The sequence below is a fragment of the Catenibacterium faecis genome (genome assembly GCF_014306455.1).
GTDB lineage: Bacteria > Bacillota_I > Bacilli_A > Erysipelotrichales > Coprobacillaceae > Catenibacterium > Catenibacterium mitsuoka_A.
The window spans coordinates 25,016-40,428 of the sequence record NZ_JACRWG010000016.1; the positions used below are offsets into that span (position 1 = coordinate 25,016).

Here is a 15,413-nt window from a genome sequence, read left to right on the forward strand (position 1 = left end):
GAATGCCTTGCATTCCTTTAATAACATCTTCTTGCCTGGTAGAATTCTCTTTGCCAATAACCATTTCCTAATGTTGCAACCTGTACTGGTTTACCACTTGAAGGGGCATGTACCATACGGTTACCGCCAATATAGATACCGACATGATGAACACCAGAATATGAACCATTTGAACTAAATAAGATAATATCACCAGCCTGCATAGAACCACGATCCACCTGTGTTCCTACACCACATAATGTCTTAGTCGTATTTGATCCAATATTAACACCAGCCTGATAATGAGCCCAGTTAACTAGACCTGAACAGTCAAACTTAGTCCAATTAGGATTCGCAATCTGACTCATAGAGTGACATCCACCCCATGAATACATATAACCCTGACGTGTTAATGCTTTGTTCGCAATCGCAAGACCTCTAGAAGACTGGTCTGGACTAGGTGTTGGTGTTGGTATTGTATTCCCTCCACCATTGTTTGATGAACCACTGTTGTTTGATGATCCTCCATTATTAGAAGAACCACTATTACTAGAAGAACTGTTGTTCTTGTTTGGTGTTGCATGAGTTACACCACTTACTTTAGATTCATCTGATGCCTTACTTAATTCAACTAAGTTCTGGGCAATTGTACCAATGTTACTTTCATTGTCAGATAAATCACTCTGCTTATCCTGTAAAGCTTTCTGCTCAGCTTCAAGTTTTGCAACTAATGTTTTCTGTAATTCTTCAGCCTGACTCTTCTGTGCATTAAGTGCAGTCTGAGTATCAACAAGTGTCTGTTTCTGAATTTCTAACTGCTTCTGTTCTTCCTTGATTTCATTCATTAAATCTGTTTCATAAGAAGTTAAATCCTTAAGAGTTGCAGCTCTTGAGAAGAAATCTGAGAATGAACTTGCATTAAATAAATAATCAACATAGGCATTAGAATTCATCTGACTCTGCATAGAATAAATTCTATCCTTTAATAAAGCCTTCTTTTCATTTAGATTGTTTTCTGCATTTGTGATTGCAGTATTCATATAAGCAATCTTCTGAGTGGCTTCATTGATCTGACTATTTAAGCTATTAATCTTATTTGCTGCATCTGAAATAGATAGCTTTGCACTATCAACATTACTCTGTTTGCTGCTGATTTCACTCTTTAAGCTTGCACTTTTTGTTTTTAAATATTTATTAAACTCTTTACAAGTATTCTGATTTGAGCGAGTAAGTGTCTTAGATGAACAAAGCTTATAATACTTTGTTTCCTGACCTTCAAATTTATTGGCCGCTTCTACTGTATTCACATTAGAAAAAGCAAGCGGAGTTACCATCGCACATGCAATAAGCAATGATACTATTTTATGTCCTCTTTTCACAAAATCACCTTCCTTTACGCACAGTTAATTATAACACAACTCCAATTAAAACCCAATGTCATATGTAAATTCACATAATCTTAAGAAGTTTTAGCCTTTCTGATTCTTCATGCTTCAAAACTGTCTTTTCGAGATAGTGACTCCAACAATCTGCATCTTTAATCAGTTCACTATAGACATCATCTATGCGTTCTTTATGTGAATGATTACTGATTGCAGTTATAATAATGTTCTTTTCTTCTTCGCTAAATATAGGATCCAGTAATTCTTTTGCCAATTCACTTGAACGAGTGGCATGCTGGAAACTAGAAGAATAAATAGGAACCGCAATATCATGAAGAAGACCGATAATAGCACATAATTCTTCATCTAGATTTCTTTCTTTTGCAAGTAATAAACACAATGTTTCTACCTGAAACATATGTGCAATAGCATCTCTTTTATAATATCCATGACTTTTTTCATCTAAAAGATGTAAGACTTCATCACGTAAGCTAAAGTAACGATTCATCGTCTTAGTCCCTTAGGAAATAAGTTTTTAACCTGATTGCTTTCTTTATAGAAAGAAAGTGGATAACCATCTACAAAGATGACACCAAAGCCTTTTTCTCCTGTTCCTTCTAAAGTTTCACCATGGATATATTTCTTGATTTCTTCACTTTCACTTGGATAGTCATAACTTCTTTTAACATCTTGTTTAGTGAGAGTTAGGGCAAGAGAATAGCTGGGTATAAATCTATTCTTTCTCACTTCACCTAAATAGAGCCCATTACGTAATACTCTGATTCCTTTTAGTTCTGGGAAGTTCTTCTTAACTGCATAAAGATGTCCATTATTTTCGATGATATATGAAGGTACTTTCTTATTGAGATTCTCCTGGTAGAAAGCTTCTAAGACCTTTAAGTCCGCTAGATTAACTGAAGGTTTTATTGTACGTACTTGTTTTCTTGGACTATTGCCTGGTTTTCTTAGTAAGGCAATAAAGTGCCCTTCTCCACGATAATGATGAGGATAACATCTCACCACTTCATCTAGATCAACACCTGGACATAAACCATGAGATTTAGTAAGAGGAAGTAATTCAAAGCCAAGTTGATCCACTGCATAATGAACCATTGCTTCATTTTCTTCATATGAGTAAGTACATGTAGAATAAATAACCATACCACCCTGCTTCAACATTTCATAAGCACCCTTTAAAAGATTCTTTTGAATATGAGCACATTCTAATACCTTTTCTTCACTCCATGTATCTATTGCCTGTTCAAGTTTTCTAAACATCCCTTCTCCACTACAAGGTGCATCTAAGACAATCTTATCAAATGCTTCCTGAAATTGTTTAGTAAAGCGCATGGGATCTATATTTGTGACTATTGTATTATCTAAACCAAAACGTTCAATATTCTCACTTAAAATACGGGCACGAGATGCTTCTATATCATTCGCAATTAATACACCTTCTCCAGTTAATCGAGATGCAATCTCACAGCTTTTACCTCCTGGAGCCGCACACATATCTAACACAAAATCATCAGGTTCAATAGGTAATGCATCTGCTACAAGCATCGCACTTGGTTCCTGGATATAATAAAGTCCTGCAAGGAAATAAGCACTTCTTCCCGGATGATAGTTTTCATCATAGAGATAACCATTTTCTACAATAGGATGATGTTCTACATAGTTCTGATCTAGTACTCTTTCTACATTCTTCTTATTTCTATTTAAATATAAACCTTTAACTGGCTTTTCTAATAAAGCTTTCTTAAAGTCATCATATTCATCTTTTAATAAAGACTTCATACGGGCATCAAATTGTTCCATAAATTCACGTCCTTTCTGAACTATTATACAAAAAAATAGATGCGTTGACTACTTTTGATATGCTACAATGTGAAAAGGAGGGAACTATAAGTAACTGAATATATCAACCATTGTGTTTGAATGTGTTCAAATCCCCTCAAAGAAGAACGTTAAAATGAACACATCAAATATCACAAATTATAAACTAATGGATTTTGCTGAACTTTTAGGCATATCTGTTAAGATATTATTACGTTGAGATAGAGAAGGAACTTTAAAGGCAAACCGAACCCAAACGAATAGGTGTTATTATACTTATAATCAGCATTTACTAAATCAAGTTGCATTTTTAAGATAGTTCTGTAATGTAAAAGAATTATTTGAATACCCATAAATCACAGGTTAGAAAAAATCAAATTTTATAAACGCCTATAAATCGGCGTTCATGAAGCTGAACTGAATACATGGATTTTCCATTTAGACTATAATTAGATTAGAAATCAGATGGAAAATTCGTGTAGGATATTGTTTCAATATTTCATGTGTTCTCCTACAGGCTGCAATGGGCTTCGTAAGTATAAAAAAACTGATAGAAAGGGATGAGGAAATTGCTGAAGAGCTTCAAGACGGAAATAAATCCAACAGAGGAGCAGAAAGTAAAGATTCGTAAAACAATAGGTACTTGCAGATTTATCTATAACTTCTATCTTGCTCATAATAAGGAACTTCATGAAAGTGGCAAAAAGTTTATGAGCAGCGGCCAGTTTAGAGTATGGCTTAACAATGAGTTTCTTCCGAGCCATCCAGAATATTCCTGGATCAAGGAAGCTTATTCAAAATCGGTAACACAGGCAGTAAATAACGGACAGACCGCATTTAAAAGATTCTTTGATCACAAGAGTGCCTTTCCAAAATTTAAGAAGAAAGGCAGATCTGATGTGAAGATGTATTTTGTAAGGAATAATCCTAAAGATTGCCTTTGCGAAAGACACAGAATCAAGATTCCGTCACTTGGCTGGATACACATCAAAGAAAAAGGATATATTCCCACAACAAAAGATGGATACGTAATTAAGAGCGGTCATGTCTCAATAAAGGCTGACAGATACTATGTTTCAGTTCTTATAGAAATCCCAGATAAAAGGATAGCCAGTAATTCTGGTGAAGGAATTGGCATTGACCTTGGATTAAAGGACTTTGCGATTGTTTCTAATGGAAAAACTTATAAGAACATCAATAAATCTGCCAGATTAAAGAAGCTTGAAAAAAAGCTTATTCGAGAACAGAGAAGTCTTTCTCGAAAGTATGAAAATATAAAGAAAGGAGGGTCCACTCAAAAAAGAAATATACAAAAACAAAGGCTTAAGATACAGAAGCTTCATCATAGAATAGACAACATTCGTACTGATTACATCAATAAGACAATCGCAGAGATAGTGAAAACCAAGCCATCTCATATAACGATTGAAGATCTAAACGTATCAGGAATGATGAAGAACAAGCATCTTTCAAAGGCAGTTGCTTCGCAGAAGTTTTATGAATTTAAAACAAAGCTTCTAGCTAAATGCAAGGAGACTGGAATTGAACTTCGAATAGTAGATAGATGGTTCCCATCATCCAAGACATGTCATTGCTGCAAGAATATCAAGAAAGATTTAAAGCTTTCAGATAGACTTTTCAGATGTGACTGTGGCTATATCGAAGACAGAGATTTCAATGCTGCACTTAATCTGAGAGATGCTACGACTTACGAAGTTGCATAAATGAACGCAAACGTAGGTATGTACCGAAGGCTATTTCGGGAATTTACGACTATGGAGTGTACTAGAACTTGTGAGTAGATATGATTTCGGTCAATCAAAAGCATACACAATAAAATAGTAAGTAATGTTCGTGAGAACTTACATTATCTCGATGTGAGCATATTTAATCACATTTTGAGTGGCAGGATTATTTAATGAGGTGTTCATGGGCTAAAAGTAAAGAAGCAATCAAATATCATGATGATCAATGGTGTAAAGAAACACATGATGAAAAAATGTTATTTAAGATGCTTGTTCTTGAAGGCATGCAGGCAGGATTATCCTGGGATACTATTTTAAAGAAGGAAGAAGCTTATAATCAGGCATTTGATGATTTTGATTATCACAAGATTGCCTCTTATTCTAAAGAAAAAATAGAATCTCTCTATGAAGCTGAAGGGATTATTCATAATCGTTTGAAGATCAATAGTATTATTAGTAATGCAAAAGCTTTCTTAAAGGTACAGGAAGAGTTTGGCAATTTTGATCATTATATCTGGTCTTTCGTAGATTTTAAGGTAATTGATCATCGTTATGTGGATGAAAAAGAGATTCCTGCAAGCGATGCACTATCTACTAAAATATCTCAAGATATGAAAAAGCGTGGCTTCAAGTTTGTTGGTCCTGTAATTATCTATAGCTATTTACAAGCTATTGGCATTTATAATGATCATCTATTGAATTGTGAATGGAGGTAAAGGATATGACACGTATTGATGAAACTATTAAGAGACATGATAAGGGTTATAACTGTGCACAGGCTATTGCATGTACTTATTGTGATCTTGTAGGTATGGATGAAGAAACAATGTTTAAGGTAGCTGAAGGCTTAGGTCTAGGTGTAGGTTGCATGGAAGGGACTTGTGGTGCTGTTACTGGTGCATGTCTTCTTGCAGGATGTAAGAATAGTACAGGCAATCTAGATAAGCCAAATAGTAAAGCAAGTACTTATAAGTTATCTAGAGAAATCATGCAGAAATTTAAAGAAAAGAATTCTACAACTACATGTAAAGTATTAAAAGGTGTAGAAACAGGTAAGTTGTTAAGAACTTGTCCTGATTGTATTAGAGATGCTGCAGCTATTGTAGAAGAAGTATTATTTAGTGAGGAATAGTCATCTATTCCTTTTTTTGCGCACAAAAAAAGCTGAGAATATATCCCAGCTTAATCGTTAATAATTGGTGCCCTTGACCGGACTCGAACCGGTACGGGTTTGAAGCCGGCAGATTTTGAGTCTGCTATGTCTACCAATTTCATCACAAGGGCATTGACAACGTTATTATTATAGTATGCATAGGAGACGTTTTCAAGAAAAAAATAGTTTATTTTGATGTGCTTCTCATGATTTTTTCTAGCACATATACTATTTGAATAATTTTTCACTCATATAAGTAGCATAAAAAGAAATATTTTTATTTTTTTCTAAATGTATTCGCTTACTATATAAAAATCATTGACATTTGGTTTTAAGGCTCTTATATTAGATTCATATACAAAAAAGACAACGAATTGAAAAGAACATTCAGTTTTTGGATTTACAGAGAGTTCCTAGTGCTGAGAGGGAATGATTCATGTGGATGAAATACATCAAGGAGTCGGGATATTGAAATGAAGTAGGTATCCACGGGTACGACCGTTATATCGTCAGAGTATGATAGTACTCACAGAGGTCTATATAGTGATATATGGATAAAATAAGGTGGTAACGCGAAGTCCCTCTCGTCCTTATAATCGAGAGGGACTTTTTATATATCCAAAGGAGAAAAGATTATGATTATTGTATTAAAACCAAAATGTGATGAAAATGATATTAAGAAAGTAACTGACAAGATTGAAGGCTATGGTTTAGAACCACATGTTTCTACTGGTCATGAAACAACTATTATCGGTGTAATTGGTGATACTACTAAAGTAGATCCTAGAGATATTGAAGTTTCACCAAATGTAGAAAAAGTAATGAGAGTTGAACAGCCTTATAAATTAGCTAACCGTGCATTCCATCCTGAAGATACTATTGTGGATGTAGATGGTGTTAAAGTAGGTGGAGGCCATATGGCTCTTATTGCTGGTCCTTGTTCTGTAGAATCAGAAGAACAGGTAATTGCGATTGCGAAGGAAGTAAAAGCAGCTGGAGCTAATATGCTTAGAGGTGGTGCATTCAAGCCTAGAACATCTCCATATGCATTCCAGGGATTAGGTTCTACTGGTTTAGATTACTTAGTGGCTGCTAAGAAGGAAACAGGTTTACCAATCGTATCAGAACTTATGAGTGCTGATGATATTGATGAATTCAATGAAAAGGTAGACTTAGTTCAGATTGGTGCAAGAAACATGCAGAACTTCACTTTACTTAAGGAAGTAGGTGCAAGAGTTAAGAAGCCTATCCTATTAAAGAGAGGATTAAGTGCAACATATCAGGAATGGATCATGAGTGCAGAATATATCATGGCAAGTGGTAATGAGAATGTCATCCTATGTGAAAGAGGTGTAAGAACATTCGAAACATATACAAGAAACACTCTAGACTTACAGGCTATTCCAGTACTTAGAAAAATGACTCATTTACCTGTCATCATTGACCCATCACATGCTGGTGGTAAATGGTGGTTAGTAGAACCAATGGCTAAGGCAAGTGTTGCAGCAGGATGTGATGGATTACTTATTGAAGTACATAATGATCCAGAACATGCATTATGTGATGGGGCTCAGTCATTAAAGCCTAAAAAATATACAAAACTTATTGAAGAATTAAGAGAAATTGGTAAAGTAGTAGGTAAAGAAATATAAGTAGAAAGGAAGTATAGTTATGGATTTACACGGGAGAAGTTTTTTAACACTTAAGGATTATACTAAAGAAGAAATCTACTATCTTCTAGACTTAGCTAAAAAGCTAAAGGCTAAGAAGAAAGCAGGAAAGATTGGTCATTCACTTGAAGGTAAGAATATTGCCTTATTATTCGAAAAGACATCTACACGTACAAGATGTGCTTTTGAAGTAGGTGTTCTTGATGAAGGAGGACATGCTACTTTCTTGACTCAGTCACAGATGGGAAAGAAGGAGTCAATTGAAGATACAGCGAAAGTATTAGGTAGAATGTTTGATGGAATTGAATTTAGAGGATTTAAACAGGAAAACGTTGAAGCATTAGCTAAGTATTCAGGAGTACCTGTATGGAATGGTTTAACAGATGTTGACCACCCTACTCAGACTTTAGCTGATTTCCTTACTATTCAAGAACATCTTGATAAGCCTTTAAACGAAATTAAGTTTGTATTTACTGGTGATATTAGAAATAATGTTTGTTATGGATTAATGTATGGTGCATGTAAAGTGGGAATGCATTTTGTATGTTTAGGTCCTAAATCATTAGAAATGGATTCAGAAGTTGTGGCTTATTGTCAGGAAGAATGTAAAAAGTCTGGTGGAAGTTTGACTATTACTGATGATACAGATGCAGTTGATGGTGCTGATGTTATCTATACTGATATCTGGGTTTCAATGGGTGAAGATGAATCATTATATAAGCCAAGAGTGGAATTATTAAGTCCATTTAAAGTAACCAAAGAATTAATGAGTAAGACACATAATGACAATACATTATTTATGCATTGTTTACCATCTTACCATGATTTCGAAACAGAAACAGCAAGAGTAAAACATGAACAGGGATTAGATGTTCGTGAAGTGGATGATGAAGTATTCAGAAGCAAGAACTCTGTTGTATTTGATGAAGCAGAAAATAGACTTCATACAATTAAAGCTGTTATGGTTGCAACATTAGGTAAAGAAGATTAATGAAACATTTATTTACATCTTACTATGATGACAAAGGCATGTATGTCATATATAACGAAGAGACTGCAAATGCGGATAGTGTAATTGAGTATGTTGTTGTGATGTTAGAACAGTTTATCAATACACTTGCAGAAGAATCTGATGAGACAATTGAAAATGTAATAGAGATTGTCGGTAAGGATTTTAATGATTTTGTTTCCAGCTATTATGAAGGAAACTACGAATTGCTTGTTTCACAGGCAGTGGATCGTGGTTTTGCGCATGAGCAGCAGGAGTTAGTGGGAGTAAGAGATGACAATGCGATTGGTATAGACTTAGAATTAAGTAATTATAGTGATCTATTCTTATTGATGTCATTAGCTGTTTTGAGTTGTGATTATAGTGATAATGCGAAAGATATATTTACATATCTTGAAAGCATGAATAAAAGTGATTCTGTAAATTAGACTGGAGGGGGTTATTTCCCCTCCTTTTTTACGTAAAAATAGAAGAGGATTACTCCTCTTCTATTGCACCATCATAGGCTTGATTGATTGTTTTACTGATCTTATCTTTAGATATTGCGAGATCCTTAAGACTCTTTTCAAGAGTCGCTAAGTTCTTCATGACTCTGTCATAACGTTCATCTAAACGATTTGTATCTTCTTTAAGTTTAATAATACGTTGTTCTATTTCTTTAATATTCTCAGAACGATTAAAGTCTTTAGTGATATTTATAAGTGTAAAGACAACCCCCATAAGTGTAGAAGGAGATGTCATCAAGACCTTCTTATTATGTGCATAATCATATAAATCAGCACATTCATCACATAAATAGAGATAGATAGCTTCACTAGGAATAAACATTACTGCCTCTTCCAATGTTTCCTCGGTAATATATTTACTAGAAATATCATCTATATGCTTCTTTACATTCTTCTTGAATTCATTATGATAAACAACATCCTTAGGATTATCTACTATCTTTAAATAGTTTTCCATAGGAAACTTAGAATCAATAATGAGTACTTTAGTATTACCTGGTAAATGTAAAGCTGCATCCCCTATTTTTCCATTACTTAAATGATATTGTGATTCAAAGATATGTGAATTATCACCACAATAAAGAGATAGGATATGGTAGAGCTGATATTCTCCAAATGTCCCTCTCTTTTTTGTATTGGTCATAATTACATTAATATCATGCATATCATTAATCATTTGATTAATTTTTGTATCCGATTGACCTAGTGATCTACTTGCATCAGTTAACATACTAATAATAGAATTATATTGTCTATCAAGAGATGAACTATTTGCCTGTGTTTCAGCCATCTTCTCATGAAGTTTCATCTGTGTTGTATAGAGAAGATAAATAACAACAACCAATAGTACAATACAAATAATACTTAATACAATTTCCATATTACTTACGCTTTAAATCTACAATAATTTCTAAGCGAGGTGTATGAGGTTCTTTATCTAAAGAGATAATAGTATTCACATCATACATTTCTTCTAATTGATGTAATGTTTTAGCGAGAGTACTCATGTTATCAGATACAATAATTAAATGTTTAATACCTGATAAAGTAATAGACTTCAATAAATCTTCAGTCATACCATCAACAGTTTCATTGATGATTAATGCATCATATCTATGATTCTTTAAATGATGTGCTGCCTGATCATTGACATGACCTGCAACAAATAACTTGTTGTCTAATTCTAATCTCTTTGCGTTTTCAGTGGCATCATGGATACTTACCTTATTGTCATCAATTGCGACAACTTTGTTTTCAAGCTGTAATTCCATAATTCCTGAACCACAACCCATAGATAATACTTCTTCCTTCTTATCTAATAAAGAAGAAATCTGTCTTGTCTTTTCATCATCCATTTCTGGGTTAAGAATCATATCAGAACGTACTGAAATCTTGAAATCCTTATACTGTGCATGTGTCTGACCATAGATTCTCTTGAATCCCTGTTCATAGAAATCCTGATAACGAGATGTATTCACTGTATAATATAATGCAGTCACTTCATCTAATGCAGCGATTTCTTTAGTCACAGTCTGACTGATACCATCCTGTCCAGTAACAAATGCTACCTGCATTTCTTCACCAATCTGTCTAACAATTAAGAATCTTAAGCCCTTCTTGAACTTATCATTATAATCACGACAGTTATTTGCATTAAGAATATCTTCAATCTTTACTAGTAAAGAATTGATCTTCTGTGTCTGAAGAGGACAATGATCCATTAAAGTAAGGAACTTTGTTTCACGCTGGTAAACGCCCACACATAACTTTCCACTGAAATAAGTAATTGGGAAAGCAACGATATGACGATAATGTTCTGGCTCTTTCATTCCTACAACAGGCTTGATATCCAAGTCTTTTACAGATAAATCTGTATATTTATGAAGTGTTTCTTTTAATAATTCACGTTTATGAACTAACTGATCAGCATAATTCATATGCTTTAAAGCACATCCCATACACTGATTGTACTGATCACATTCAGGATCCTTTCTTGCTGATGAAGGCTTCTTATATGCAGTCACATGACCTAACATATAAGTCTGTGTCTTCTTATCAATTTCTACTTCAACCATTTCTAATGGTAAAGCATTCTGTACAAAGATAACCTTCTTCTTAATATAACCAATACCTTCACCATTAATACCAAGCTTCTTGATGTTTATTTCTTCTCTTTCTTTTCTTGGTTTTGATGAAAATCTTCTTGGTTTTGAATCAAATTCTCTTGCTGATTTCTTATCGAAGTCTTCTCTTGGTTTTCTATCAAAATCTCTTCTTGGTTTCTTATCGAAGTCTTCTCTTGGTTTTCTGTCAAAATCTCTTCTTGGCTTTCTGTCAAAGTCTTTTCTTGGCCCTCTATTTTCTTTCTTATAGCCTTTATCAGACCCCTTGTTGAACCCTTTACGGCTATCCTTTCTAGGTTTTCTGTCGTTGTTAAAGCTTTTTCTTCTTGGTTTACTCTTTCCAAAATCTTCTCTTGCCATTTTGCGTTGTTCCTCCTCAAGTATGCAATATGAGTTAAATACATTCCTACATAGAAAATCTCACTTGCCCAATCAAATACAAATAAGATAACACAGATTGAGGTAAGTGGTCCATATAAAGATGTAAAATCTGCATATTTAAAATAATAGTTTAATGCAATATATAAAATCACTATCCCACCAGAAGTTATAAAGGCTCCCTGAAGGGCTTCATGATATGTGATACGTTCTCTTGGGACTATCATATAGATAGCCATAAAAAATAGGACCATAATAAGAAATAATAGGACAAAGCGCATAAATGCAATGCCATATAAAAAATGAAATGCTTTAGATATAGGTCCTGTTGCAAGTAATACAATAGAAATCAATAATGTACCAAGTAACAACATTGTCACCTTAAAGACATAGATATACCATGCAATCACTGATTCAGTTCTTTCTTCTATCGCAAACATCTTCTTAGAAATATCATAGATATTTCCTACACCTCTAGATACAGCATAAAAAGACCAAATAAACACTAATATAGAGACTGTATTTAAAGAACTGCCCTTTAATGTATCAATCAACATCTCTGCATAAGCTGGCTGTATAAACTCTTTAATACCCATCTCTAGAATATCTACACTTATATGCAAAGAAGATGTTACAACTGCAATAATAGTCATAGAAGGGATCAGCAGGATGATAAGATAAAATGATAAAGCGGCGCTAGAGAAGCTTGGTACATAATAACGATAGTCATCATATATAGCCATTGCTTTATTATATATATCTTTCATGACTGCTCACCTCCAAAAGAAAAAACACTTTAATCGTGTTTTTCTTCATTTTCTTTTTGACTTTCCTCTTCTGGAATAATAAGTCTTAATAATTCAATTCTGTTTTTATCAATCTTTTCAATAATAAACATACAGTCATCTACATAAACCTTTTGATGAGGGTTGGGTGAACCATTCACCTGACCTAAGACAAGACCACCAATAGATTCAAATTCTTCAGAAGCGAATTCTGTACCACAACGGTCATTGACTTCATCTATGTTTAAACTGCCGTCTACTAAATAGACATTCTTAGAGATTTTCTTTACTTCTTCACTATTGTCATCATATTCATCATCGATTTCACCAACAATTTCTTCAACAATATCTTCTAATGTCACAATACCAGCCATAACACCATATTCATCTAATACAACTGATAAAGACACATGTTCCTTACGCATAGAAGCAAAAACATCTGAAATATGATTAAATTCATAAACGAAATAAGCATCTCGCATATAATCTTTCACCTGGAAATGTTCATGATCAACAGGCTTCATTAAGATATCCTTGATATGTAATACACCAACAATCTCATCACCCTCTTCTGAAAGAACTGGTAAACGAGAATATTGCGATTCCTGTAATACAGCAACCACTTCATCATAAGTCGCATCATAATCAACTGTAGCCACATGAATACGTGGTGTCATGATTTCTTTAATATCAGTATCACCAAAATCAAAGATATTATGCATCATTTCTTTTTCTTCATCTTCTAATACACCTTCTTCATGAGACACGTTTACAATTGTTTTTAAGTCTTCTTCAGAAAGTGTAGGCTGTGGATCAATATTACCACCTAATATATGAATTAAGCCATGAGACACTGCAGTTAAGATAACGACAACTGGTGTAAATATAAAATTTATAAATTGAATAAAACGACAGAATCTATAACATAATGCTTCTGCTTTACTTACAGCTAAAGTCTTTGGTGTAATTTCACCAAAAATAAGAATCATTAACGTAACAAACCCTGTTGCAACCGCAACACCTGTTCCTTCATTACCAAATACACTAATTACAAAAGATGTAGTTAATGAAGAAGCTAAAATGTTAACAAGGTTATTGCCTACTAGAATTGTACTTAACAAATGATCTGTATCTTCTAAAAGATTAGAAACAATTAAAGCTTTTGCATGATGGGGATCCTCTTCATCCTCACTTACAGTCTTTACTCTAATCTTAGAAACAGACATAAATGCAGTTTCTGCACTAGAAAATAAGCCTGACAATCCAATCAATAAAATAAAAATAACAACCATCATTATCTGACTCGAGTCCACGACACTATCATACTCCTTTAATAACTATATTGAGTGCTATATACAAAAGCACAATTCTATTATACATTTTTTATAAGAAACATCAATAAAAAACAAAAAGGAGGAACAAATGTTCCTCCCGATGAATGATTATTATTTAAGTAATGATCTATATAATGCTTCAATATCTTCAACTGAAGTATCTCTTGGGTTACCTGGACGGCAAGCATCAGCATATGCATCCTTAGCTAACTGAGGAATATCTTCTTCCTTAACAACACCCTTAAGAGTCATTTCGATACCAACATCTTCACCTAACTTCTTAACAGCATCTACAGCAGCTTTACGGTATTCTTCCTGAGTCATACCATCTACACCTTCAACACCCATTGCCTTAGCGATGTCTTTATACTTTTCACCAGTATATTCAGCATTGTATTCCATAGTTGTTGGAAGTAAGATTGCACAAGCTTTACCATGAGGCATATCATAGTAAGCACTTAATGTATGAGCCATAGAATGGTCAACACCTAAACCTACGTTAGAGAATCCCATACCAGCAACATACTGACCTAAAGCCATACCTTCACGTCCTTCAGCAGTGTTTTCAACAGCACCTCTTAATGAACGAGCGATGATTTCGATAGCTTTAATATGGAACATATCTGAAAGTTCCCAAGCACCTTTAGTAATATAACCTTCAATAGCATGAGTTAAAGCATCCATACCTGTAGCAGCAGTTAATCCTTTTGGCATTGAAGACATAATGTCTGGGTCAACAACAGCAACTACTGGAATATCATGACTATCTACACATACGAATTTACGTTTCTTTTCAACATCAGTAATTACATAGTTGATTGTAACTTCAGCAGCAGTACCTGCAGTAGTAGGAACAGCGATGATTGGAGCACAAGGATTCTTAGTTGGTGCAACACCTTCTAATGAACGTACATCAGCAAATTCAGGGTTTGTAATGATGATACCGATTGCTTTAGATGTATCCATTGAAGATCCACCACCGATAGCTACGATACAGTCAGCGCCTGCTTCTTTGAATGCAGCAACACCAGTCTGTACGTTTTCAATAGTTGGGTTTGGTTTAATGTTGCTGTAAAGAACATATTCAATACCAGCTTCATCTAATAAATCAGTTACTTTCTTAGTAACACCAAACTTTACTAAATCAGGGTCAGAAGCAACAAATACTTTCTTAAATCCTCTTGCTTTAATTTCTTCAGGAACAGCTTTAATAGCACCTGCTCCATGATAACTTGTTTCATTTAACATGAACTTATACATGATTATCGATCTCCTTTTAATTAACTTTTCTGACTTCATGTTAACATTGTAAGTGTTATCATTCAAGTGACAGATGAGTGGATTTGTCACTTTGTGAATTAATTTACATAAAAAAAGACAACTGATTTTCATTTTGAACCGCCCCTGTCAAGTAGACAGGTGAAATAATTAAAAACATGTACCCTTGCCTGCCACGTAGTGGCAGGCAATTTTTTTATGCATAATGTGTCGCCTTATATTTCTGTATCGCCTT

General features: G+C 34.1%; 14 protein-coding genes, 1 tRNA gene and 1 other annotated feature. Of the genes, 6 read left to right on the plus strand and 9 right to left on the minus strand.

Annotated features, from left to right (window positions below):
- Positions 1-17: 17 nt before the first annotated feature.
- From H8909_RS05365 to H8909_RS05375, 3 genes are all read right to left on the minus strand, one after another.
- Entirely contained in the window at positions 18-1,358 is a 1,341-nt protein-coding gene (locus tag H8909_RS05365) for a C40 family peptidase (RefSeq protein WP_369409807.1), read from the minus strand.
- A gap of 70 nt (positions 1,359-1,428) precedes the next feature.
- The gene (locus H8909_RS05370) at positions 1,429-1,869 is read right to left on the minus strand and encodes an HD domain-containing protein (protein ID WP_238928226.1); all 441 of its coding nucleotides are present in this window, start codon (positions 1,867-1,869) and stop codon (positions 1,429-1,431) included.
- The gene (locus H8909_RS05375) at positions 1,866-3,179 is read right to left on the minus strand and encodes an RsmB/NOP family class I SAM-dependent RNA methyltransferase (protein ID WP_187012116.1); all 1,314 of its coding nucleotides are present in this window, start codon (positions 3,177-3,179) and stop codon (positions 1,866-1,868) included. The genes H8909_RS05370 and H8909_RS05375 overlap by 4 nt, the downstream gene beginning before the upstream one ends.
- 578 nt (positions 3,180-3,757) lie before the next feature.
- On the opposite strand from H8909_RS05375, the gene H8909_RS05380 reads away from it, so the two are divergent.
- The 3 genes from H8909_RS05380 (at position 3,758) to H8909_RS05390 (ending at position 6,074) form a co-directional block, all read left to right on the plus strand.
- Complete coding sequence (locus H8909_RS05380; protein ID WP_187012117.1) at positions 3,758-4,921, plus strand: RNA-guided endonuclease InsQ/TnpB family protein; 1,164 nt, start codon at positions 3,758-3,760, stop codon at positions 4,919-4,921.
- A gap of 194 nt (positions 4,922-5,115) precedes the next feature.
- The gene (locus H8909_RS05385) at positions 5,116-5,658 is read left to right on the plus strand and encodes a DNA-3-methyladenine glycosylase I (protein WP_187012118.1); all 543 of its coding nucleotides are present in this window, start codon (positions 5,116-5,118) and stop codon (positions 5,656-5,658) included.
- A gap of 5 nt (positions 5,659-5,663) precedes the next feature.
- Complete coding sequence (locus tag H8909_RS05390) at positions 5,664-6,074, plus strand: C-GCAxxG-C-C family protein (protein ID WP_202898382.1); 411 nt, start codon at positions 5,664-5,666, stop codon at positions 6,072-6,074.
- 65 nt (positions 6,075-6,139) lie between these two features.
- Here the strand turns inward: H8909_RS05390 and H8909_RS05395 are convergent.
- Positions 6,140-6,226 (minus strand) — tRNA-Leu (locus H8909_RS05395).
- Positions 6,227-6,455: 229 nt separating this feature from the next.
- Positions 6,456-6,690: a binding site (T-box leader), on the plus strand.
- 40 nt (positions 6,691-6,730) lie between these two features.
- Here H8909_RS05395 and aroF point away from each other — a divergent pair.
- Genes aroF through H8909_RS05410 form a run of 3 tightly spaced genes read left to right on the plus strand, consistent with a single transcriptional unit; the run spans position 6,731 to position 9,202 of the window.
- Positions 6,731-7,747 carry a 3-deoxy-7-phosphoheptulonate synthase gene (aroF, locus tag H8909_RS05400; protein ID WP_187012119.1) on the plus strand — a complete coding sequence of 339 codons (1,017 nt, stop codon included), beginning with the start codon at positions 6,731-6,733 and terminating at the stop codon, positions 7,745-7,747.
- A 19-nt stretch (positions 7,748-7,766) separates the two neighbouring features.
- On the plus strand, positions 7,767-8,756 hold the full coding sequence (gene argF / locus H8909_RS05405) for an ornithine carbamoyltransferase (RefSeq protein ID WP_202985907.1): 990 nt from the start codon (positions 7,767-7,769) through the stop codon (positions 8,754-8,756).
- Complete coding sequence (locus tag H8909_RS05410; protein WP_187012120.1) at positions 8,756-9,202, plus strand: hypothetical protein; 447 nt, start codon at positions 8,756-8,758, stop codon at positions 9,200-9,202. Before argF ends, H8909_RS05410 begins: the two co-directional genes overlap by 1 nt.
- Positions 9,203-9,251: 49 nt before the next feature.
- On the opposite strand, the gene rmuC is transcribed toward H8909_RS05410, so the two are convergent.
- The 5 genes from rmuC to fucO form a co-directional block, all read right to left on the minus strand.
- Positions 9,252-10,160, minus strand: a complete 909-nt coding sequence (rmuC, locus tag H8909_RS05415; RefSeq protein WP_187012121.1) for a DNA recombination protein RmuC — start codon at positions 10,158-10,160, stop codon at positions 9,252-9,254.
- Between the two features lies 1 nt (position 10,161).
- Positions 10,162-11,445: a 23S rRNA (uracil(1939)-C(5))-methyltransferase RlmD gene (rlmD, locus tag H8909_RS13285; RefSeq protein WP_369409808.1), complete on the minus strand. Its 1,284-nt coding sequence runs from the start codon at positions 11,443-11,445 to the stop codon at positions 10,162-10,164.
- Positions 11,442-12,548, minus strand: coding sequence for a YihY/virulence factor BrkB family protein (locus H8909_RS13470; protein WP_238928227.1), 1,107 nt, complete (start codon positions 12,546-12,548; stop codon positions 11,442-11,444). The genes rlmD and H8909_RS13470 overlap by 4 nt, the downstream gene beginning before the upstream one ends.
- A gap of 29 nt (positions 12,549-12,577) precedes the next feature.
- Positions 12,578-13,861 (minus strand): HlyC/CorC family transporter, encoded by a 1,284-nt coding sequence (locus tag H8909_RS05425; RefSeq protein ID WP_187012122.1) that lies wholly within the window; start codon positions 13,859-13,861, stop codon positions 12,578-12,580.
- Between the two features lie 150 nt (positions 13,862-14,011).
- A complete protein-coding gene (gene fucO / locus H8909_RS05430; RefSeq protein WP_238928228.1) occupies positions 14,012-15,160 on the minus strand; it encodes a lactaldehyde reductase in 1,149 nt (382 codons plus the stop codon).
- Between the last annotated feature and the right edge of the window lie 253 nt (positions 15,161-15,413).